This window comes from Vibrio sp. G-C-1 (assembly GCF_021728015.1).
Lineage (GTDB): Bacteria > Pseudomonadota > Gammaproteobacteria > Enterobacterales > Vibrionaceae > Vibrio > Vibrio splendidus.
In genome coordinates this window covers 1-23,569 of sequence record NZ_JAKKCR010000021.1, presented here as the reverse complement: position 1 = coordinate 23,569, position 23,569 = coordinate 1, and the positions used below count along the sequence as shown (strand labels likewise).

At 42.4% G+C, this 23,569-nt stretch carries 21 protein-coding genes and 1 tRNA gene; 20 read left to right on the top strand and 2 right to left on the bottom strand.

Annotation, left to right across the window (positions count from 1 at the left end; all coding sequences use genetic code 11):
• The first annotated feature begins 229 nt into the window (after positions 1–229).
• From L3V36_RS22335 to L3V36_RS22300, 8 genes are all read left to right on the top strand, one after another.
• Positions 230–2,290, top strand: a complete 2,061-nt coding sequence (locus L3V36_RS22335; RefSeq protein ID WP_102447651.1) for a TonB-dependent receptor plug domain-containing protein — start codon at positions 230–232, stop codon at positions 2,288–2,290.
• Positions 2,291–2,443: 153 nt separating this feature from the next.
• Entirely contained in the window at positions 2,444–3,259 is an 816-nt protein-coding gene (locus L3V36_RS22330; protein WP_102447652.1) for a siderophore-interacting protein, read from the top strand.
• Positions 3,260–3,376: 117 nt separating this feature from the next.
• The gene (gene fepB / locus L3V36_RS22325; RefSeq protein WP_102447653.1) at positions 3,377–4,342 is read left to right on the top strand and encodes a Fe2+-enterobactin ABC transporter substrate-binding protein; all 966 of its coding nucleotides are present in this window, start codon (positions 3,377–3,379) and stop codon (positions 4,340–4,342) included.
• Positions 4,343–4,381: 39 nt separating this feature from the next.
• On the top strand, positions 4,382–5,422 hold the full coding sequence (locus L3V36_RS22320; RefSeq protein WP_102447654.1) for an iron ABC transporter permease: 1,041 nt from the start codon (positions 4,382–4,384) through the stop codon (positions 5,420–5,422).
• Positions 5,419–6,480: an iron chelate uptake ABC transporter family permease subunit gene (locus L3V36_RS22315; protein ID WP_102447655.1), complete on the top strand. Its 1,062-nt coding sequence runs from the start codon at positions 5,419–5,421 to the stop codon at positions 6,478–6,480. The genes L3V36_RS22320 and L3V36_RS22315 overlap by 4 nt, the downstream gene beginning before the upstream one ends.
• A gap of 358 nt (positions 6,481–6,838) precedes the next feature.
• Positions 6,839–7,651 (top strand): ABC transporter ATP-binding protein, encoded by an 813-nt coding sequence (locus L3V36_RS22310; protein WP_102447656.1) that lies wholly within the window; start codon positions 6,839–6,841, stop codon positions 7,649–7,651.
• 5 nt (positions 7,652–7,656) lie between these two features.
• Entirely contained in the window at positions 7,657–8,349 is a 693-nt protein-coding gene (locus tag L3V36_RS22305) for a 4'-phosphopantetheinyl transferase superfamily protein (RefSeq protein WP_102447657.1), read from the top strand.
• Positions 8,350–8,512: 163 nt separating this feature from the next.
• Positions 8,513–9,544 (top strand): potassium channel family protein, encoded by a 1,032-nt coding sequence (locus L3V36_RS22300; protein ID WP_004736489.1) that lies wholly within the window; start codon positions 8,513–8,515, stop codon positions 9,542–9,544.
• A gap of 77 nt (positions 9,545–9,621) precedes the next feature.
• Here L3V36_RS22300 and L3V36_RS22295 read toward each other — a convergent pair whose 3' ends face one another.
• Entirely contained in the window at positions 9,622–10,191 is a 570-nt protein-coding gene (locus L3V36_RS22295) for a UPF0149 family protein (protein WP_017083925.1), read from the bottom strand.
• A 171-nt stretch (positions 10,192–10,362) separates the two neighbouring features.
• Between L3V36_RS22295 and L3V36_RS22290 the strand changes: the two genes are divergently transcribed.
• The 12 genes from L3V36_RS22290 to L3V36_RS22235 all read left to right on the top strand — a co-directional run bounded on the left by L3V36_RS22290 (position 10,363) and on the right by L3V36_RS22235 (position 23,387).
• Entirely contained in the window at positions 10,363–12,816 is a 2,454-nt protein-coding gene (locus L3V36_RS22290; RefSeq protein ID WP_017094437.1) for a hybrid sensor histidine kinase/response regulator, read from the top strand.
• A gap of 248 nt (positions 12,817–13,064) precedes the next feature.
• A complete protein-coding gene (locus tag L3V36_RS22285; protein WP_017094438.1) occupies positions 13,065–13,514 on the top strand; it encodes an L-alanine exporter AlaE in 450 nt (149 codons plus the stop codon).
• Positions 13,515–13,694: 180 nt separating this feature from the next.
• Positions 13,695–13,785, top strand: a tRNA-Ser gene (locus L3V36_RS22280).
• Between the two features lie 254 nt (positions 13,786–14,039).
• A complete protein-coding gene (gltS, locus tag L3V36_RS22275; RefSeq protein ID WP_017094439.1) occupies positions 14,040–15,254 on the top strand; it encodes a sodium/glutamate symporter in 1,215 nt (404 codons plus the stop codon).
• 715 nt (positions 15,255–15,969) lie between these two features.
• Positions 15,970–16,953 (top strand): LPP20 family lipoprotein, encoded by a 984-nt coding sequence (locus tag L3V36_RS22270; protein ID WP_017094440.1) that lies wholly within the window; start codon positions 15,970–15,972, stop codon positions 16,951–16,953.
• 54 nt (positions 16,954–17,007) lie between these two features.
• On the top strand, positions 17,008–18,021 hold the full coding sequence (locus L3V36_RS22265; RefSeq protein WP_237296718.1) for a hypothetical protein: 1,014 nt from the start codon (positions 17,008–17,010) through the stop codon (positions 18,019–18,021).
• A 6-nt stretch (positions 18,022–18,027) separates the two neighbouring features.
• Positions 18,028–18,639: a lipoprotein gene (locus L3V36_RS22260; protein WP_065681562.1), complete on the top strand. Its 612-nt coding sequence runs from the start codon at positions 18,028–18,030 to the stop codon at positions 18,637–18,639.
• 99 nt (positions 18,640–18,738) lie between these two features.
• Positions 18,739–20,244 (top strand): transglycosylase SLT domain-containing protein, encoded by a 1,506-nt coding sequence (locus L3V36_RS22255; RefSeq protein ID WP_102447658.1) that lies wholly within the window; start codon positions 18,739–18,741, stop codon positions 20,242–20,244.
• A 61-nt stretch (positions 20,245–20,305) separates the two neighbouring features.
• On the top strand, positions 20,306–20,476 hold the full coding sequence (locus L3V36_RS22250; RefSeq protein WP_017062056.1) for a hypothetical protein: 171 nt from the start codon (positions 20,306–20,308) through the stop codon (positions 20,474–20,476).
• 2 nt (positions 20,477–20,478) lie between these two features.
• Entirely contained in the window at positions 20,479–21,285 is an 807-nt protein-coding gene (locus L3V36_RS22245; RefSeq protein ID WP_076648193.1) for an ETEC_3214 domain-containing protein, read from the top strand.
• A gap of 59 nt (positions 21,286–21,344) precedes the next feature.
• On the top strand, positions 21,345–22,322 hold the full coding sequence (locus L3V36_RS22240; RefSeq protein WP_102447659.1) for a DHH family phosphoesterase: 978 nt from the start codon (positions 21,345–21,347) through the stop codon (positions 22,320–22,322).
• 138 nt (positions 22,323–22,460) lie between these two features.
• Complete coding sequence (locus tag L3V36_RS22235) at positions 22,461–23,387, top strand: LysR family transcriptional regulator (RefSeq protein WP_017083922.1); 927 nt, start codon at positions 22,461–22,463, stop codon at positions 23,385–23,387.
• A gap of 87 nt (positions 23,388–23,474) precedes the next feature.
• Here the strand turns inward: L3V36_RS22235 and L3V36_RS22230 are convergent.
• Positions 23,475–23,569: IS3 family transposase (locus L3V36_RS22230; protein WP_133146159.1), on the bottom strand; the 95-nt coding region annotated here is incomplete at its 5' end.

Sequence of the window (23,569 nt, the reverse complement as noted above, 5' to 3'; positions counted from 1 at the left end):
TTTTTCAACTTATTCGTTGAGTGATTTCAGGGCTTGTCCAATGTGACGATTTTTAGTCGGAATTTTGGCTTATGTATTAAAGCAGTGGTCAATAAGGAGCAGAGGAAGTAAAGATCTTACTCGTTTTGAGTTGTTGTGTTTTTAACACCTTTGAATGTCTTCCCTAGTTCTCCTTATATGCAGTTACATGAGTCACTTAAAGTTAATGTTATATCAAGGAGAATTTTAAATGACAGCATTCCGCCCCGTGGCAGTGAATGAGCTAGGAAATAGCAGATTCAAACGACGCACCTTATCTTTAGTTATCATGGGACTTTGTGTAAGTGGTCAAGCTTTTGCCGCGGCAAACAAAAATAATGAAACTACCGTTAGTGAAGATAAAACTATTTTTGAAGTCACAGTATACGGTGAGAAAATAGAACGTTCGATTTATGATACTGGCTCAAGCGTGCATGTGTATGATGAAGACCGTATCGCGAGTACTCCAGGTGCATCTGAGGTTGATGATCTGCTGCAGCTAATCCCAAACATTGTAGATTCAGGTCAGGGTAATAACCTACCATCGATTCGTGGTGTTGATGGTTCAGGTCCTTCGTTCGGTGGCCTAGCAGCCTTTGGTGGGTCTATGCCAAGGTTGAACCTTTCAATTGATGGACGTTCACTCAGCTATTCTGAAGTCGCGTTTGGCCCTCGCTCTTTATGGGATATGCAGCAAGCGGAAGTTTATCTAGGGCCGCAAAGCTATGTTCAAGGTCGAAATGCCTCCGCTGGTGCAATCGTTTTAAAATCTAATGATCCGACTTACGATTTTGAGAGCAAAGTAAAGGCTGCTATTGGTCAACAAGACTATTCTCAGACCGCTGCGGTTATCTCAGCGCCAATACTGGAAGATCAATTAGCCTTTAGATTGAGTGTTGATCAGCAAAAACGCAGTAGTTATGCAGACCTTACTTCCTATGAACCTGTCGGTGACCCTAATCGCATTGAGATGACCACTGCCCGAGGTAAGTTTTTACTCGAACCTGAAGGTCTTCCAGGGTTCAAGACGACGCTAACGATTGCCCATATGGATACTATTGGGCCTCAATCTGAATCTCAGCAAACAAATATTAATAGAGCAATTTACAAAACCCAGTCAACAAGCGGTATTTGGGATGTGTCTTATGACATCTCAGATACGTTAGTGTTTGAAAATAATTTGATTTATACCGATCGTACGTACGACAGAATCACTGACCCTGCAGGAAGAAAACAGGATTTCAAATCGAAGGGTAACGAGTTCCAAATAGAGCCTTTGGTTCGATTTGATTCGCTCAGCGAAGATCTCTCTGGTTTGTTTGGTTTACGCTACTTCAAATCTGAAGATAACGACGTATTTGAACAGACCGGATCATCTATTCCGATGGAAGGTGATAATCGCGCTATTTCGGCATTCGCTGAAGTGACTTACTTGGTGATGCCGAGCATCGAAGTTGTAGCGGCAGGGCGATTCGAGCGTGAAGACAAGAAACGTTATGTTGCCCCAGGTCCTTTCGGCTTAGATTATGATGAAACATCAAATGTATTCCTTCCTAAACTTGAAGTTGCATATAAGCCTGAATCAGATCAAACCGTAGGTATACGAGCGGCTAAAGGCTTTAACTCTGGAGGTGGAGGTGTTGGTTTTAATAATCAAACGTGGGCATTTTCTTCATATACGTATGAAGACGAATACGTTTGGAACTATGAATTCTTCACTCGCCATAGTCTACTAGATAATGAACTTGAGTTAACCACTAACGTCTTCTATAACGACTATGATAATTTCCAAGTATTGGAGACTTCATCGCAAGGTGATGTGAAAGTTGATAATGTTGATGGGGCATATACTTATGGTGCAGAGCTAGGAAGCCGTTGGTTAACAACATCTAACCTAGAGCTGTTAGCTTCACTTGGTTTGTTAAAAACAAGCTACAAAGATCATGCTAATGACTCAAAAGAGCTCGCCCGTGCTCCTTCATTGACTGCAAGCTTCGGTGCTTTATACATGTTTGCTGAGAATTTCGAGTTGAGTGGTAATGCGAATTATACTGGAGGGTACTTCAGTGACGTTGAAAACTCAGCGAACCAGAGTATTGATGCTTACTGGGTTGCAAATGCACAAGTTGCCTATGTGTTTACTAACGGACGTATGTCTTTATTCGCTACAAACTTGTTTGATTCTCAGAAAGAAACATTTAATTTCGGTGGAGACGATATTACGAAGCAAGCACCTCGCCAAATTGGTGGTTCAGTAGAATTGTACTTCTAATCGGTTAGATAAAATAAAAAGCCTTGTTCAAAGCAAGGCATTTATTTTGAGAACATAGCATCGAGGCTTTAAGAGTAACCTTCTGATCACTGGGAGAGGCTCCCACCAAAGTCATGCTTCCCCCTCAATACTGTATCTTTAAGAGGAAGATTGATGAGCGATCAACCAGTGCGTTTATATCCGATGTTGTTGGACTTTGTTCGAAAAGAGAAGATCTCAAAGCATCTGCTGCGAGTGACCGTTACAGGCGACTCTTTAAAAGGGTTCCCTGAAGACCAAAATGGTACACACATAAAAGTGTTTTTACCCAATCGGGAGAGTGAAGTTTTACAGTTACCCTACCGAGAAGGTGAAACTGTGATTTGGCCTGAGCATAAACCCGTGCCTCGAGCCTATACCGTCAGAAATTATCGAGCGGATGTGAATGAACTTGATATCGATTTCGTGATCCACGGAACCGATTCTCCCGGCGGTGGGTGGGCGATTAAAGCAGAACAAGGTTTCCAAATTGGCGTTGTAGGTCCTGCTGGGCCTGAGCCATTAATTGAACCCGCAGATTGGCATATTATTGCGGGAGACCTAACAGCAGTGCCAGCCATTAGTGCTATTTTGGAGAGTCTTCCCTCTGACACTCAAGGCTATGTATTTATCGAGATAGAGGATGCTGCAGATAAACATGATATTAAGCATCCGAAAGGTCTGGTTTTGAAGTGGCTAATGAGAGACGAAAAGAGTGATCAATATCTATTGAGCAAAGCCATTTCCGGCTTAATTGCACCTAATGGATCTCACTCGCTTTCGGCTTTCGTTGCGGGTGAAAATGAAAGCGTGATTGCGTGTCGTAAAGCGCTTAAACAAGAGTACAAGCTGTCTAGAAAAGATATGTATGCGATTCCTTACTGGAAACGAGGTAAGGATGAAGAAGCGTACCATGATGAACGTCATGAAGTTATGGATGAAGAGTACTAATCAGCTTTATTGAATTTACTCTACAGATGTTTCAGCCGTGATTTTCCTGACTTAGTAATCACCAAAGCAAGACCATTTAATTCACTAAACGCAGACTAAATGAAGTGCAAATAGTAAATGAGAATCAATATAATTTTAAAAATCATTGTTGTGTTTTTGATTTCAGCTTCGGCTTCTGTTTTAGCAGAAGCCGAAATGACATCTCAAAATACTTATCCCAAGACTTTCGTTAATGCGGATGGCTCACAGACAGTGATCCCATCTAAACCAACTCGAATCCTTTCTACCTCGGTGACGATTAGTGGGACGCTACTGGCGATTGATGCTCCTTTAGCCGCAACAGCACTCACTTATGAAGGGAAATTTTTTAGTCAATGGGCAGATATTGCTGAACAGAGAAGCGTGGAAAAGGCATGGCCTGCCGGCAGCGTTGATTTAGAGTCTGCCTATATCTATGAACCTGATTTGATTGTTGTAGCATGGCGCGGTGGTGATTCGGCGAGAGATCAAATAGCTGAATTTAAGCAAATAGCACCAACCATTATTTTGGATTACACCGCACAATCATGGCAAGACTTAGCTTTGAGGCTTGGACAGGCGACAGGGTTAGAAGAACAAGCCCAACAAAAAATTAGCCAGTTTGAGTTGTTCGTTAACCAGAGTAAAAACAAACTACAGATACCAGAAGGCGAAACCAATATTGTGGCGTATTTTGGACCTGGAGCAACCAATGCTATCGCATTAGAGGACGGCGTTCATGCGGACTTGCTCACTGACCTCGGTTTCAAAATGGAAGTGCAAAATCGTCAATGGCATGACAACACCGTGCCTTTATCAGACTTTATGCGCGTCCACTTTGAACTGCTGACTCAACTTAAAGCTGATACGACATTTTTGCTAGAAGCGAGTGATGACAGCGCTAATCGATTCATGCATGACCCAATCTTGATCAACCTTCCGTCCGTCCAGAATAAACAAGTCTTTGGCCTAGGTGAGAATTCATTTCGTATCGATATGTATAGTGCCACTGAAATCGTTAATGACATTGTTCAGCTTTTTGAACGAGATACAAATGCAGGTTAATGGCTAATGCCAATGGAAAATGGGTAAAGGATGTCCGTGATGACAAGTATTACTGGTCCTGCAGAAGCATTTGAACAGATAAGAAATGGACAACGACGACGATGGTTGATGGCGGGATTCGTGTTGTTATTTTTTACCTCGTGTTTTAGCCTATTTATCGGCACGCATTACATATCGCCGGTAGTGACTTTGGATGCGATTTTTTCTTTTGATCCAACCAACAGTGATCATCTATTGGTTGTCCATCTTCGAATTCCACGCACCTTGTTAGCTTTAGTTGTTGGCGGTGCGCTTGGTGTTGCAGGCGTTATCATGCAAGGCTTAACTCGTAACCCATTAGCAGACCCTGGGATACTCGGTGTCAATGCGGGGGCGACATTTGCCATAGTCTCAGCGATAGCCTTTCTGGGCATCCATGATATGGCCTATGTGATGTGGTTTGGTTTACTTGGGGCGACTGTTTCCGGAGCGGGTGTGTTTGCCCTTGCTGGGGTAAATAAAGGGGTTAACCCTGTAAGAGTTGTATTGGCGGGAACAGCTTTGTCGGTTGTGTTGCTTGCACTGACTCATATGATCACAATAAACAGTAATGAAATGGTGTTTGAACAATATAGACATTGGGCTGTGGGGTCATTTCAAGGGCGAGGTTACGATGTCTTGATCCCGGCTTCCATGTTAATAGCCATTGGATTAGTAATCGCATTTTCATTAAGTAAAGCCTTAGATACTGTCTCGTTAGGGGACGATATTGGTCACGCCTTAGGTGTTAACCCGATCAAAATATGGTGTTTTGCTTCTATTGCTATTGTGGTTTTAGCGGGGACTTCTACTGCGGCTGCTGGTCCTATCAGCTTTGTTGGTCTTACTGCCCCTCATATTGCAAGGATGGCGGCGGGGCCGGATCATAAATGGTTGATGCCTTTCTCTTTACTGATTGCATCCATTCTGGCGGTTGTCGCCGATGTGCTAGGCCGGATCGTCGGGTATCCCAATGAGATCAGTGTAGGCATTATGATTGCTCTAATCGGTGGGCCATTCTTTGTATTCTTAGTGAAACGTTGGAAGATATCTCCCCTATGATGATTGAGCCTTACACTCTTCAAAATTCTGGCTCGGGAAGTATTGTACGCTTCGGTCAGTTTTCTTTCTGTTATCAACCGTCTCATATACTTGTCGCTTTGATTTTGTTGATATCAGTTTGCGCTATTGCAACTTATTCCATGACATTGGGTAAGTTTAATATCTCGTTGCCTCAAGTGGCCGATATCATTCTTGGGGTTGGAGAGGGGGGCGTAAAAGAGCGAATAATTCTTAACATAAGACTACCTAAGGTTCTTACTGCGGTCTTTGTTGGGGCTGCGTTAGGCATTTCTGGTGCGGTATTTCAATCGGTATCAAGAAATGCTCTTGGTTCTCCAGATGTCATTGGCTTCACTACGGGGGCTGCGACCGGTGCAATTGCTCAAATAGTTTTGTTTGAGCAAGGGGCAATAGAAGTTGCAATCGCGGCGATAGTCGGCGGAGTAATCACGGCCGTTATCGTTTACTTACTCGCGGTAAAAGCAGGAGTGGTTGGAGGGTATCGCTTAATACTCACTGGTATTGGGATCGGGTCCATTTTGAGTGCGCTGAACAGCCTGATGTTAGTTAAGGGTAATTTGGACAATGCCATTTTGGCTAATCTATGGCTTGCAGGATCACTGCATGCTAGGACATGGACACATGTTTATCCTGTACTTATAGGGGTATTTCTCCTCCTCCCTTTTATGATGATGCTAAAGCGTGCGCTTGCCATGATAGAGATGGGGGATGACATCGCAACTCAGCTGGGTATCCGAGTAGAGCGAGTCCGTCTTTCTATGATTTTCTGTGCTGTGGTCTTAGCCGCATTCGCGACAGGAGCTGCTGGGCCTATTGCCTTTATTGCCCTTGCTGCTCCTCAATTAGTTGGTCGATTGAGAAAGTCGCGAGCATTATCCTTGTTCTCCTCAGCTCTTATGGGCGCGTTGTTGGTCTTAACTGCGGACGTTTTAATTCAATGGTTGCCTTTTCAAGCAAGCGTGCCCATAGGCAGGATGACGGGTATTGTTGGTGGCATATATTTAATTTGGCTATTGACCCGATCTCGCCAGTTTTAGGCATAGGTACGCATACGACTAATGAGAGCGATACTTCTTAAGTTTACCGATTATTTGTCAAGTATATGAGTGTTAAAGCAAAACTCGTTTTACCGAGTTAGATCAGTACTCAAAAGTGACAAGTTGGTCCAATTGGTTATGGGGTACCCAACTGAACTTGAAATCGTGTAACGCTGCCTATTTTAGCCCCGAAGAAACCATGCGTAACCTTGAGCAGCATCAAGTCTATTCTTGATGCTGCGCTTTCCCAAGTAACTGAATAGCTAGAGCTAATTAGTTAAGTAATCAAACCGCTAAATAAGCAAATAGCTAAAGGTTACTTAGGGGATATTGTTTAACTTAAATGAATCAGAAGTTTATGAGCCTATCGACACCGATTAAATCCAACATTACCTCTCGACTAAACGGAAATAACCTTAAACTTGCATACGAGAATCGCGTTATTTGTGAAAGTCTTGAACTTCATATTCCTGAAGATAAATTTACGGTCATTGTCGGACCCAACGGGTGCGGAAAGTCTACCTTATTGAGAAGCTTATGCCGTTTGTTGAAACCTTCTCAAGGTCAAATTTGTCTTGATGGTCAGAATATTCAAAAGGTGCCAGCTAAAGAGTTGGCGAGAGAGTTAGGGTTACTGCCACAAAGCTCACAAGCTCCTGAAGGGATTCGAGTCGTTGATTTGGTGGCAAGAGGTCGCTATCCGCATCAAAAACTGTTCAAGCAATGGAGCTCAGATGATCAAGAGGCGGTCTTCCAAGCGATGGAAGATACTGGTGTCATCGATTTAGCTGAGAGGCAGGTCGATGAACTATCAGGAGGTCAGAAACAACGAGTTTGGATCGCCATGGTATTAGCGCAAAAGACACCGATAGTATTACTTGATGAGCCGACAACTTATTTGGACGTTGCACACCAGATCGATTTGTTGGAGTTGTTCCGAAGCCTCAATAGAGAGAAAAAGCACACTATCGTTGCCGTGCTGCATGATTTGAATCAAGCCTGTCGTTATGCGGATCATCTGATTGCATTTGCTGGTGGAGAAATTGTCGCACAAGGCGAACCTAAATCTTTAATTGACGCTAAACTCGTTAAGCAAGTATTTGGCTTAGATAGCGTTATTATTGATGATCCTGTAAGTCATACTCCATTAATTGTGCCTCTGGGGAAGTAACTCGTATGACTTTTTTGCAATTGCTCACCTTTGGCTCGCAAAATATTAAGGTTTGGCAGTACCACTTTGAACGACAAAGGTATACAGATTGCCTTTTTCAAGAACTTGACGTCGCGTTACCAAATGAAATGAAGCGTGCAGTGACTAAACGAAAAGCGGAGTTTATTGCCGGTCGTAGGGCGGCATTGCACGCATTACGCATTGAAGGGTGTGATTGCCTCGAACTGCCCATCGGTGAACACCGATCACCGGTTTGGCCCGAGGGTTGGATTGGAAGCATTTCTCATACCGATGATCTAGCGGTAGCGACGGTCAGTTCATTAAGCGACGTGAGCCTTGTTGGTTTGGATGTTGAAGAGCTCATCAACGAAAACCAGGTTATGTCACTCATGCCTATGTTTGTTAGCCCTCAAGAAATAAAGCACTTAGCCAGGACTCACCTTCCCATCCAATGGTTTGTCACCTTAGTGTTCTCTGCTAAGGAAAGTATTTTTAAAGCCATCTACCCCCATGTTAAGACTTACTTAGAGTTCAGTGACTCAAAGTTAATGAGTATCGATATGGATAAAGGCGAGGCACATTTTCAACTGTGTGAACGCGGAGAAAAGGTGTTTGGTGAAGCACTAATTCTATGTGTGTATTTCTTTTTTAAGCAGGGTAAAGCTTATACATTGGTATGCGAACCTCGTCAGGTTTGATTAACTCCAAGAAATTGTTTGTATATATTTCTAAGCCTTTTTGCACCTAATTGTCGACTATTGGTATTGTTTTGGGTTCATGTGCCTTTTTCTTAAGATACATCTTGTTGATATCGCGTATTTTTTCTAGCATGTAACTAAGAGAAATGGATTAGAGGCTCGAATGATAATCTGGTTACAACTCAAACGCTGGATCAAAGCAAACATCTTTGTTTTGAATGGCAAAAACTTACTGTTCACTTTTCTTGGCTACATAGTTCTATCGTGGTCGATGCTGTATTTGGCGGGTGAAACAGATTTAACCAGTTCGGTTACCGTATTTGCTTACTACTTGGTGGTGACGGCTTCTACAGTTGGTTATGGTGATTTGTCACCAACCACAGCTGCGGGGCAGTGGATAGTCATTCTATTTGTGATTCCGGGTGGACTCAGCCTTTTTGCCGCATTACTCGGTAAAGTGGCAACAGAAGGTGTTGAATATTGGCGAGCGGGCTTGCTAGGGAAAAGGAGAGTTAGAGTGGACAACCACATTTTGATGTTGGGATGGAATGAACAAAGAACTATTCACCTCATCCGCATGCTGCAACACGAAGAAACGGGTAAGCGACCAATCGTATTATGTACTCGTTCAGATATCGAAAACCCGTTACCCGGTGAAATCAATTTCGTTAAAGTAAACAGCTACACAGATGGCAAAGAGATGGAGAAAACGGGTATTGAGTCTGCGAGTTGCATCCTGATTGATAACCCAGAAGACGACATTACCCTGTCTGCAGCACTTTACTGTGCTAACCGAAATCCGAAAGCTCACTTACTGGTTTATTTTAAAGATGAAGCGCTGAGCGACCTGCTACACAAACATTGTCCAAACTCTGAATGTATTCCGGCTGTGGGTGCAGAGATGCTAGCAAAGGCTGCGGTAGACCCAGGTTCAAGTGCGCTTCATCAAGAGCTATTGAGCTCAACAAGAGGTATGACACAATATTCAACGTATTTCCCTGAAGACGCTGAGCCTGTCACCGTCGCGCCTATTTTCTCTGTGTTTAAAGAGAAGTACAAAGCAACGCTGATCGCGATTGATACGGGGAGTGGTATAGAACTTAACCCAGAACTAGACCAAGTGGTCAGCAGCGGTACTAAACTATTTTATATCGCCGACGAGCGAATTGATGACTTCGATTGGAAAGGCTTCTAGAGCTACAATTTTGATCTCGTCCAACAACGAAAAAAGGCCTCATTGTGAGGCCTTTTGGGTATGTATAAAGCTAACTTTTATTGAGCTTCAGCCAGGGCAATACCACGCTGCGTTAATCCGCAAAGCATTACAGGAACAGCGTTAAAGATCTCTTCGAATTGCTCTAGGCCTTCGATGCCTTGCTCTGCAAGTGTCGCAATTGACGTTTCTGGATCGTAAAGCATGCTCAGTGAAAGCAACACACCGCCCACGAGTGCGTTGTCTTCGCTTTCTTCAGGCATCAATGTTTCCCAGTCATCACGGGCGATCTGCCAGCCTTGAAGTAAGCCTTCACAGAAATCGCGAGCAGCGGTATTCACCACTTCTGCATCATCCAATTGGCAAGCTTCAGGCCAAACCCACGTTCCTTCAATTAGTTCAGGACGTGTTTTATTCCAAAGCGTGATGATAACTTCAATGTAGCTCTCTAGCTGCTCACCATCCGTAAAAGGCGCGACTTCTTCGCCACCCCATAAGAACGGTAGCCACTCATGAGGGGTTAACACATTAGGTGCCGCTGCCATTGCAGTGACAAAGCCCATTGTTTTGTGTTCTGTGATTAGCTTTCCTTCCAACTCTGGAAGCGCAAGAATATCTTGTAAAGTCAAAGTGAGGTACCGTAAAAGGGAACATATTTGCGCTTATAGTACCAATGAACTTGTGCCAATCAAGCTTCAATCTAAAAAGGCTTGATGTCATGGATGATAAACACTAGGTTTAACAGAAAAGAAAACAATAAAAGAATTATGCAGATACGGTCGTCTTTAAAGAAAAAAAGTATGGTAGCGCTTGGGTTATACCTTGCGATGTTTATTGCCATTGTCGGTAGTGTGACGTATTACGTCGTAGAATCCCCTGTGCGCGCCAAATTACAACAAAACCTCGACTTGCGTACGCAACTTTTATCCGCATTGATTACAGAGCCGCTCAGCAGCTCTCAAGGTTTTGTAGACAGTCTCGTTGGGTTTGCGCAAGCGCATCGTAACGGTGATGATGTTATTCCGCTCTTTAAATTCATGTTGGCGGCGAGCGACGATACGATCGTCAGTGCTGGAATTTGGCCTGAACCTTATGCGCTTGACCCTAAAAAGCTTCTTAACAGCCACTTTTTCAATAAAGCCGACGATGGAAAAATTGATCAGCTGTTTTCTTATAACAATCCTAAAAATACCCCTTATCAAGAAGAGTATTGGTACACCTCTGTAGTCAACAAAAAACAAGGAACGATCTCTTGGAGCGATGTCTATATCGACCCATACACACACGTTCGAATGATTACTGCTTCATCGCCTTATTATTACGACGGCATTTTTGCTGGCGTAGCGACGGTGGATCTCTCACTTGAAGAGTTGCTAGGTTTTATCAAGAACCACGCCGAAGAATACAATCTTGGCATTATGCTCAGAGATAAGCTCAATCAAGTGTTGGTTTCGCATAACTTCAATCTCGTTGAAGGGATCTACATCAGTAGCAATCAATTTGGTGATTTCGGTTGGCAAGTGGATGTGGTTAATTCTAAGTCACGTGTAGCAGACGAAGTATTTCGTCAGGTGATGAGTATTGAGGGTGGTATTGTTCCGCTATTGCTACTTTGTGTGATGGCGGGCTACTACTTATTGAACCGTTATTTGATTAGCCCAATTACAACGATTGCTGCACAGGTAGATAGCTCGAAAGCAGGCGAAATCATAGATGTTGACTACTCAAGTGAAGACGAAATTGGTCACTTAATTAAAACGTTCAACGAAAAGACCATTTATCTCGAAGCGGAAAAGGTTAAAGCTCAGGCATCCACCAATGCAAAAACCGCTTTCCTTGCGACCCTGTCACATGAAATTCGTACTCCTATGAATGGGGTATTGGGTACTGCTCAGATCCTATTAAAAACGCCTTTAAATTCTGAACAAGAGAAGCATCTCAAGAGTTTGTATGAGTCCGGTGATCACATGATGACCTTACTTAACGAAATCTTAGACTTTTCGAAGATCGAGCAGGGCAGGTTGGATCTTGATGAGACTCGCTTCCCACTCGATTCGATCATCGGCAGTATCAACAGTGTCTACTTCACACTCTCTTCAGAGAAAGGACTTCAATTCAAAGTGTACTCTGAGGTGCCTTCTGGTCGTTGGTACTTCTCAGATAAAGCACGTCTACGACAAATCTTGTTTAATCTTTTGAACAACGCGGTGAAGTTTACTTCCAGAGGCTTTGTCGAGGTGTACCTGAAAGAAGTCATAGAGGGGAGTGACACCTATCTTAGTATTCGAGTTCGCGACACCGGAATTGGTATTTCTAAGGAAGCTCAAAAGCGCATTTTCAAACCTTTCGAACAAGCGGAGTCTTCCACAACAAGGCGTTTTGGCGGTACAGGCCTTGGCTTAGCGATAGTGAAGAAAATTGCCCAACTCATGGATGGCAGTATTACCGTCACCAGTGAAGAAGGGATAGGCACGAGCTTTGATGTTCGCTTGAAGATTCAGCCATGCCAGCCTGGCGAGATAGAGAGCTTGCCACATAAGAAGTTGGACTACTCAGGCTTAAAAGTATTGATTGTCGAGGATAACCGAACCAATACGGTGATCATTGAAACCTTCATGAGCAGCAAAGGTTTCACTTGTAAGAGCGTCGAAAATGGTGAACTTGCAATACAAGCCGTGGTTGCTGAGCGCTTTGATTTGGTACTCATGGATAATCATATGCCTGTGATGGATGGCGTTGAATCAACCACTGCGATTCGTGCTTTGATAGGTGATGTGTCATCGGTACTGGTATTTGGTTGTACGGCTGATGTCTTTAAAGAGACTCGCGAACGTATGCTGGGGGCGGGTGTGGACTACATTATCGCTAAGCCGATTGATGAGCGTGAACTGGATGACGCCTTGTTCCGCTATTCAAATAAGCTTTACCAATACCATGAAGTAAAAGCGGATTCTCTCGAAAGCCAAGATGTAAAAAAACACGACTCGAAAAGTAAAAGCGAGTCACTGCCTAAACCTGATCTGCGAAATAAAGATAACACCGAAGAGCTATTGGTGACGCTGTATGTGGCGCTAGAAGACAACAACCTAGAACTGATTCAATTTGCACTAGAGAGTCTACGTGCCCACGTTGAACCTATGAACAACGCTGAACTTACTGAACAAGTCGATAAAGCGCTAGAGCAGGTTTCTTTAGGAGCACCACCTACACAAGATGTCATTAATATCATTACCGTAAATCTACCGATGGCTTAAATGTTGTTTAATTACGGTAAGTAAATGACGAATTGTCCAACATTTGACCTTGGTTTGATTTTTTGGTGGAAGCTACTGCTTTTGAAGAGGTTTTTGGTTGTTAATTTACAACTTGATTTTTAATTTGGAATGTATGACTGCTAATCTTATGATTTAATAGCGACATTATCTGGCAGGGTGTAAATACACCTTGTTTATATGTTACTAATTCACTCAATAGGCAGTGATATATTTTAGGTTTGGCGTCGATGAAGTCTCGTGGTCCATTTTGTATTCGAAACGCAGCTGCGGATACATTTGCTATGGTCGTTTTCTGTTTTATTTCAGGCATGATCGTAGAAGTGTTTATTTCTGGTATGACATTTGAGCAGTCTCTCGCTTCTCGAACGTTATCTATCCCAGTGAACATTGCTATTGCTTGGCCTTATGGTCTTTTTCGTGATTGGTTTTTACGTAATGGTGCAAAGCTTTCACAAAGTCCGTTGATGAAGAATATTTCTGACCTTTTAGCTTACGTGTTGTTCCAGTCGCCTGTGTATGCCGGTATTTTATTGGCGGTGGGTGCTTCAAGCGACCAGATCGTTACGGCTGTAACCAGTAATGCGGTTATCTCGTGTGGTATGGGCGTACTTTATGGCTACTTCCTAGATATGTGCCGTAAATGGTTTCGAGTTCCGGGCTACTATCAACAAGCTTAAGAAAAGCAACAAGCGTAAGTGCAGCGAAAGAATGAAATTTGGTTTGTTTTTGATCTAATGAGTTAATTTGTAATCGAACAAACTGAAAAAGGCACTTTTTTTGACAAAGCCCCTTGACCAAAGCAAGCAGAATCAATAAAGTAGCGCCTCGTTGAGTGACAAGCTCAACACACAATTTGTGGAAGGATGGCTGAGTGGCTTAAGGCGCTCGCCTGGAAAGCGAGTATACGTTTATAGCGTATCTGGGGTTCAAATCCCCATCCTTCCACCACTATTCAAAACCCTAGCAGAAATGCTGGGGTTTTCTCGTTTTAGAGCCCCTATATTTCACGTCATCTACATCCATCCCTAGTATCAGTCCCTTTAATCATTTCTTTACAGTTATTTCCTCTATTAATGGCGTCGTAGAATGAACCATATTTGGTGTTTTTATCATCGATAAACGCTTGATCTTTTGGTATGAATCTAGATTATTAATAGTACGAAATATTATTAATAATCTAACTATTAGGAATTCATTACCCCATGACAGAAACCCTAGTTTCTCCAATGCTCTCTTTTACTATCGCGATTTCGTTACTGTTTATCGGTAAAGGTTTGATTGAACGATCTGAAGTATTAAGAAAGTATTCACTACCAGAGCCTGTGATTGGTGGCTTTGTTTGTGCTGCGACCGTAGCGGCGCTTTACTATATTTTTGAAATCCAAATCACCTTTAGCCTAGATGTCAGAGACTTTTTACTTCTCTACTTTTTTGCTGGTATCGGACTCCAAGCGGATATTAAGACACTGATTAAGGGTGGGCGTCCGTTGTTCATTCTATTGTTTCTTGCTGCCGTCTTTATCGTTCTGCAAAACGTGGTAGGGATGGCTGTAGCTTCTGGCTTTGGAATGGATGCGAAAGCAGGCTTGCTGTCCGGCTCTGTTAGTTTGATAGGTGGCGTAGGAACAACGTTAGCGTGGGCGCCAATGTTTGTGGAAGAGTTCGGTATCGCTAACGCGCTAGAGCTAGGTGTGGCGTCAAACACGGTTGGTTTGATTGCTGCGTGTGTGATTGGTGGCCCGATTGCCAACTACCTACTCAATAAACACAAAGTGAGCCCATCCAATGAAGAAGAAGTGACAGTTGGTGCATACCAAGAAAGTGAAACTCGCACTGAATTGAGCCATTACGGTGTCTTGTGGGCGTGGTTGATTCTCAACTTAACACTGATGCTCGGTTACAGCCTGAGCGAAGTTATCGATTCGATGGGCTTAAAACTACCGTTATTCGTAAGCTGCTTAATTGCCGGTATCCTCATAGGAAACATTGGTCGAGCATTGTTCAAGAAGCGTCGTACACAAGAGAAAATTGCTCAAGGCCGCAAAGGCTTAGCGATGATATCTGATATCTGCTTAGGTATGTTCTTGACCATGGCCTTGATGGGGCTGCGTATCTGGGATCTCGATGGACTGTTTGGCTATATCTCTGTTGTCATGAGTATCCAGATCCTGCTTTCACTGCTGTTTACGATATTCGTCGTTTATTACCTAATGGGACGAAACTATGATTCTGTGGTGATATGTTCAGGCTTCGGTGGTATCACTCTTGGCTCGACAGCAACTGCAATTGTTAACATGACCGCGGTAACTCACCGCTATGGCGCAAGCCCACAAGCATTCATTGTGGTGCCATTAGTGTGTGGTTTCTTTGTTGATTTGATTAACGCGTTAGTGATCAGTTTCTTTGTTGGTCTGTAGTGACTTCCTAGTACTTTCTTGTCATTAACTAGAGACAACTCTCAGTAGCTTGCTCGATTGAGTGAGCGCTTTGATTCTTGGGTGACTAGCTCGAAAATACGCCATATTTTTCTATCAATCTGTATCTTTTGTCTACTAATTTTTGAGAATATCGTATTTATTAAACCTTATATTTTCATGCTGACCGCTTCTTCCTCTCTATTCTTTTTTGTAGTTGTAATATTATAAATAAGGTTGACTTTTCGTGAGAAAAATCTCTTACGATCATATTTATAATATCTTCGATTTTTGTTTTTTATTCTAAATTAATTAAAAACTTTGATTGTTTTTAGTGTAACTAATAAACACAAATTAAGTTTTTAGTATAAAAATTTCAATTAGTTTATTGTTATGGTTTCTTTGTGATGGGCGTTGAAATAGTTTATTTTTCAACCGTACATCTACTTATTATGATTTTTATCACACTTATAAAAAATATAATAAATTAAATTTTACGGTTTTTTTTGTTTTCTGCTTAAAAGATTAAGTCAATTTAAACAGTTGGTTATATTGTTGCTTTTGTCATTTGCGTTTCTTGGTGAGTGTTAATTGAACAGAGAAAAAATTAACATCATAAATTTTTGATCGAAAATTAACCATTCTGCTGGTGTGGTAATTTGAATGTTATTAAATGAAGATATAACATGCCGGCAAATTTATTAGACCTTGATGCCATATGTTTACAAATATAAAAAAAATCCTTGTACTTTTTGTGTTTTTTGGGATCGCTTTTACCACTGGCTGTCAGTCAACTAAGCCAACTTGGTATTCGAAACCTCAAGCAGATACTAACGAGTATATCTATGCGGTGGCACAGGCAAGAACTCTGTCTCACGCAAAAAAAATTGCAGTGAACAATATTAATGAGAAGCTTTGGACTCAAGTTGAATCTTCTTTTTATATGCGTGAAACCGCGCGTGACACGAATGGTACCGGGTTTTCAAATAGCTTAGTAGACAACAAAGTAAATACGAAAACCGAATCATTGACCCTTAATGGTATTGAATATGTACAGATGGAAGAGAACGCTCTCGGGGCATTTGTCGAAGTTAAAATAAAGAAGAATTTAGTGACTCAGCAGTTAATACGTGAAATTCAAGATATTAACCGCAAAGCACAGAGAGAAATCGCAGCCCTAAAACATGAAGATAAACTGCTTTGGTGGCTGGATAACCGTAACGCACATCAAACGCAGCAGGATGCATCAGTGCGTATTGCGATGTTGTCGCCTTTAAACCCGACCTATCAAGCTGACATCAGTTCAATTGAACAACTGGTTGTTACTCATCAAAAAGTAAGCAGTGAGATCAATATTCGCCTTTCGTCTGATCGAGAGTCGAGCAAGGCCGTCCAGTTATTAGGCAACCAACTTTCTGTATTTAATATTGCCACATCGACATCTAAGAAAAAGAACCAAACACATATTCTGAAGGTGGATTCAGAGCGACGAAGAAATAAAGTAGGTGATGCATTTATTTCAACACTGGTTTCGAATATCAAAGTTGTCAACATGAATTCGAAAACAGTATCTCGCAGTGAAATTATTTCTACGGGTAATTCTGTCACTAATTACACATATGCCGACGAAGGGGCTGCTCGCCATTTCGATGAGCAAGTAAAAGAAAAAGGGATTTGGGCAGCGCTAGGTTTAATCAAATAGCAAACTCCAGATTCTAAAAAAATAAAATAAAACAAACATGTTCGGAGCGAATAAATGTTAAAGAAAACGTTAATGGCTAGCGCTGTACTGGCAACTTTGTCTGGTTGTGCGTCAGTGAGTGAAGTATGTACGCCTGATACACGCGTAGAAATCGAAGCCGCTGACATTCAGTTGCCTTCTTCAGACGATACTAAGGTGGTTGTTCTTCCAGTTGACCTTGAGTTCAAAAATTCGGCATCGAAAAAGATGCAGGCAGCAATGCGAAATGCATTAGAAACTCAAATCGATGAAACCGGTGCAAACCTTGTTGACCGTAAAATTGCCAACAAAGCAAAAAGCGAAATTAAACTAGCAGAGCAGAGTGGTCGCCTAAGCAGCAAAGGCGTTCCAATTGCTGATTATGCAATCATCACGGAAATTACCAGTGCCGACCTAAGCACGTCATTCAGTGAGCGTCGTACTTACGAGAATGATGAAGGTGAAACTAAGGTTGTTCCAGCGTCATGCAGTTATGATTTTGATGTAGAAGCGATTGCGAAAGTAGTGGCGTTACCAAGCATGGAAGTGATGAAGCGTATTAAACTTGAAGGCGATTTTTACTCGTCTTCAGAGACCAGCAATTCTCGTTGCCCGGTAAGTGAATCAGGTTACGGCGCAATGGCTGCGAAAGCGGCTGCAGAAGCCGTAAAGTATTCTACTGACTTGGGCAAAATGTTGGCGGCAAGTGCTCCGGTTTTAGAGATGCGCCAGTGTGCAGCTGGGACTCAAGTACGTGTTGCAATGGGCAAACAAAAGAAAATTAAACCGGGTACAGATATTCTGTTTTCAAATGCAATGAAATCGATGGAAGGCGAAACTGAAATTTTCCCAATCGGTGAAGGCTACGTTGTAAACAACGAAGTTAATGCGGTGACCGACAAGTACTCTTGGGTTGTGATTGACGAAGAAGTCTCACTAAAAATGAAAAAAGGCACAATGGGTAAAGTCGACGCATCAAGTATAGAGTGCGCAATTACTGATATTCCATGCCAACTGGAAAAAGCTGAAAGAGCCGTTAAGGAAATCTAATAACTTATGAAAAAATTACTTATTGCTACCTCATTGGTAACAGTTTTAGCTGGCTGTCAAAGCAACAATGCGACCGTTAAAGAGACGCAAAACTTTGCGCCTTGTACTTTCCCTGATGCACCTACTGTATCAGCTCCGGGTTGGATCTGCGATGTGATTCCTACTGATATCGCTACTGCTGCCAAGGGCTACGCAAAGAAAAGCGCTGCGGGTATGAGTGTTATGCGCAAGATTGCTGTAAATGATGCGCGTGTAAACCTTGCTGCTGAATTCGAAACTGACGTAAGCAACTTATTCCAAGCTGCGACAGAGGGCGTAACATCAACCTCTTCTGCTGAAGGTTTAACGTTAGTAACAGAAGAAGTTAAAGAGACGTTTGAAAATATCACTAAGTCCGTAGTGAACAAAACGCTCACAAACAGCCGTGTCATTGTAAGTCAAGCTAGCCCTACTGGTGGCTTGTACGTTCTAGTTGGCATGGACCAAGCGGCTTATGATGCGAACATGAATAAGGTTATCGACGAAGTCGGTGGTGAAGATTCTGCACTTTGGGATCAATTCAACAACGAGAAAGCAGCTACAGATCTTGCAGCGGCATTCGATGCTTTGAAAAAATAATCGTGGTATGACGATTAGTTAAAGTGAAAAGGCCGCCGATTGAGTGGCCTTTTGTTTCTATGTATTTTAGGACGAGACAATGCAATCTCGGAGTTAGTTATGTATAAAACGATCACCAAAACAGGGTTAGCGATAGCAATCTCTATGGCAATTAGTTTCCCTACGCTTGCGGTGTCAGATAACCAAAAACAGCAGTTAAACAATGCAGTGGTTAATGCCAGTCAATCCCAAGAAGAAAGGCTCAAAGAGTTCCATGCTTATGTAAATGCGTATTTGGATGAGTATGAACAATGGCGTGACGAATACACCAATCAGCTTGATGAACGTCGTACAGACCTTATTAAAACGTGGGGTGAAGGGGAGGTTTCTTCTCAAACCACACAAGTTGAATACTCGCAAGATGATCAAGTTAAAACCGCTGTGGATTATGAAAATAATACGGCGACCGTTTCTGTTTTAGTTGATAAAGACAGCAGTGCAGAAGAGATTGATGATCTTGTAAAGGGAATCCCGGTAGAAGTTGCAGGGCAAGTGGTAGAGCTATCAGACTTGAAAGCTCAAGACCACGAGGTTTTGTATTCTTGGGAAAAAGAGCAACAAGAAAAGGATTTTGTAATCGAACAGACGCAAAGTCAAATGAATGAGCTTGATGTTCAAGCTGAGCGCCTTATTCAATCAAACACGGGCATTCCAGATTCATTCATTTATCAGCGTGCTCACAACAAAAAACTGGCACTCCTGAGCAAAGCGCAACAGCGTATTGCAGCACAGACTAAGCTGTACGATGAAATGCGTGCTAAACACGGAATTGAAGTAACACGACTAGAACCTCAGGTTGAAATCGTTGAACTGGTTGAAAAAGTAGAATCCCCTAAGGAAGTCGTGAAATCAGAGCCAGTTGCAGAACCAAAGCAACCTTCGAAAGTGGTTCAAATGACCGTAGAGGACGCAGCTGAAAAAGCACCTGAAACTCACGCTGTGAAACCTAAGCCTGTAGTGGAAGTGGCTGCTACGCCAGTGAAACCTAAAAAGGTGGTCACCTACAAAGTTAAACTTCCTGAAAACAGCTTAAAAGCGCGTGCAAGCAAGTACAGTTCTTTAGCTGAGAAAGAAAGTAAAAACTGGGAAATAGATGCAGCACTGATTATGGCAATTATGCATTCTGAATCCGCTTTTCGCCCTGATGCTAAATCACACGTACCGGCGTTTGGTTTGATGCAAGTGGTACCAACCAGTGCGGGGCATGACGTGAACAAACAAGTTCGCAATATCGATGCGCCAATGAAGGTTTCGGACTTGTATCAGCCTGTCATCAATGTTGAAACCGGTACCGCTTATTTGGATATCCTAAACAGTAAGTATCTGCGTAAGATTGAGAATGATGAAAGTCGTTTGTACTGTGTGATTGCGGCTTATAACACTGGCGCTGGTAACGTTGCCCGGGCATTCAACAAAGATCGCTCAACGAGTATCGGCAAAGCATCCAAAGTGATCAACAAAATGACTCCACAAGAGGTGTATAACCACCTAGTTGCGAAGTTGCCATACGATGAAACGAAAAATTACTTGAAGAAAGTGAACAGCCGTATTGCATTATATAAGTAAAGCTTTTTGAAGCACTTGCGAAAAGCATGTGCTTTAACTTTTTGAAGAGGTGAGATTAAATATGTTTAAGATTTTCGCTTTATTTTTCATCGCTATTGGTATTTACCTAGGCCTTAATTACAGCGACGAAATTGAAGATATCATGGATACCGATGCGTTTGAGCGAGTACAGGAACGTGCTGAAGACGGCAAAGATGCATTGATGGATACAATTGATGAGATTAAAGGTTAAAAATGTCGGAAGAACAGAGTGCTGATATTTCTAAAGATATTCAAGAGGAATTACAAGAACTCCAAGATGCACAAGAATCACTGCTAGAAGAGCAAAAGAAAGGCGGCCTAGCTCGTACTATAGGTTTGGTCTCGGTTATTTCTATTGCTTTGGGTGGCTTTAATGACAGCTTTGATGCATTGGAAAAGATGTTCGACTTTGGCCTTTCTCAAATGACGGATATTCCATCTCATAGAAAGCTAGAGAGAATATATATTCGTTCATCCGCTGAAGCTTTGGATCAAACGTTTGGCGCACCGGTATATATAAAACGCTCAAGTAGTGATGATGTGATCAAATATTATCAAGATGATAATTTCATACTGTCTGCGATTACTAGAGATAACGCTATTGTCGCTTACCTTGTCTTCCCTGATGAAGGTTTTGTACCTCAAACGCTTGAACATTCAGGTGGTTCAGAGTTTTTTAATCAGCCTTTTAATGCCATTGAAAGTGTCAATGAAATCCGAGCGTCGTTCGCTAGAACCGGTAATTATTACATTGAAGAAAACAACGGCGGGGAATTCGGATATCTCTATTCTTCAATCAGTGGCGTCAGTGAATTTATTACGCCAATGACAAAAAGCAATAGGAATTTGCTGGCTGCTGTAGTTGACTCGTTAACGATGGACGAAGATGTCGTTTCTAGCGTCCAGTCTTTGAGATTGAGCGCCAAACCAAACTTCTATGGTTACAGTACATTAGGTGTAGACGCCCTCGAAGAAGCGATTTTATCGAACACAGAGTATCGTTTGATTCATAAGAGTTAAGCATTAACACATCAGCTCTAGCTTCTTACACAGCTAGAGCTTTTATTAGCAGTTGGATTATGGCAAATTCAAAGTTCGATACCTTTCTAGAAAGACTCAAAGGCAATAAACGAATCATTGTCCAAGCTCATGACTTCCCTGACCATGATGCATTGTCTTCGGCGTACGCTCTGGCTTATCTATTAAAAAAGAAAGGCTTTCATCCATTTATTACCTTTCATGGTTACATCGATAGAGTGTCACTTAGGAACCTAATTGATTGGTTGGAGATTCCAATCTATGAACCAAAAGACTTGAAGCTACAACCTGACGACAAGATTATTGTTGTTGATGGCTGTATCGGTGAAAAGAACGTTACTGACGTTCCAGGTTTAGAAGTCGCAGTGATTGATCACCACCAAGTCAAAGTACCTGATTTTGTATGGTACTCAGATGTGCGAGCAAATTATGGCGCAACAGCAACCATGATGGTCGAGTATTACTGCTATTTTTCTTTGCCGATGCCACAAAAAGTTGCAACAGCACTATTGGTCGGTTTGAGCTTTGATACCGCTAACTTTACTCGAGCTGTGGGAGCTGCTGACCTAAAAGCACTGTTGTATCTTCAGGCGAAGGCCGACAATAGTATGGTCAACAAGATTTGTCGTAATCAGGTCGAGTTCCATGAGTTGCAACTTTTCAATTCGATGCTGACAAACTTACGCCGTGAAAAAAATGCAGCATTTGCGGTGCTTCCTGAAGGTTGTCCTAAAAATATGCTCGGTGTATTAGGTGATTTTCTATTAAGTGTTGATGAGCTTGATATCGTAGTGCTTACTGCGAAGAGTCATGAGAAAACCTTTATCTCTCTTCGTTCAGAGTGTTCCAATAACAATGTCGCAAATATAGTTAAAAGGGCACTGAACGATAAAGGGATCGGTTTTGGAGGTGGGCATTCTCACATGGCTGGTGGCATCATCAACAATCAGTTTCAACTCAATGATGACCTTGATTATGTCTATGACTTGATTCGACCGAACCTAGTACTCAGCGTTTAAACGGTTGATGTGCAGGCTTGAAGTGACTCGGTGCACAAGTTAGTAAGTGCAAACACGATCTTGATAAATTGGGATACATGTTCGCAGTAAATTTGTGAGACGCTTGAATCAGTGTCAGTTGAATCACAAGGAAGTTGAATGCACCACTTTAATATCCGCGCGCTGGAATACCTTAATGCTTTATCGAAATACGGGTCGTTACGTAAGGCGTCTAAGATGATGAACGTTGATCCTGCGGCAATGAGTCGAATGCTGACACAGTTAGAAGCGCAAGCGGAAATGAAAGTATGGGAGCGCAACAACCGCCAATCACTGTTAACCGAAGCGGGTAATGAGCTGTTGAATTACTACCGTTCCATTGTTCGTGGCGAGGCCGCAGTGCTTGCGCGACTAACCAAGCTTAAAAACCTCAAAGGAGGCAATGTCAGCATTGCCATCGGTGAAGGGTTTATTACCAACTTGGTGTCAAAGCCGATGCAAACCTTCATGACTCGTTATCCTGATATCAATCTTTCTATTGAGATTGCGGGTGCATTGGACGCCGTAAAAATGTTGGAAGATCAACAGATCGATTTCGCGATTACCTATGCTTCTGCACCGCACCCCAAACTGCACTCACACGTTGAACGTAGCCATCCGCTCGAATTGATTGCTCCGAAAGGGCATTTCCTTACGATGAAAGAATCGCCTGTGGTAATGCAAGATATTCAAGACGCTTCTCTCGCCTTAATCGATAATTCGACCGGCATGGGGAGGCTGGTAAAGCAGGCCGAACAAATTTCCCATCTTACCTTGCAGCCCAAGCTTCAAACCAATTCGGTAACCGCACTGACTAACTTTGTTTCAGCAGGGTTGGGCGTAACCTTTATGCCCAAACTCACCGTGATCGATGAGATCAAGTCAGGGCAGATCGAAGTGGTTGCGACCGAGTTGGAGATGCTATCGAAGGCGACGGTTAAGGTTCAATCTTTGAAAGGTCGCGCACTTACTTTACAGGCCGAAACCTTGTTAGATTTCTTACTCGAGAACGCCACTTTCTTGAGTCATGACGCTTACAATATTTAGATATGGTGTTTTTTAACAAATTGTTGTTTTTGTTGTTGGCAAGCCAGCGGTTAATCTGAAGTGACCCCGTAAAGTTGGACATTTCTGTTAAGCGGCTTTCAAGGCCTGAGTTCGATATTCTATCGGAGTCAGGCCTTTTAGTTTCACTTTTATACGTTTGGTATTGTAGTACTCGATGTATT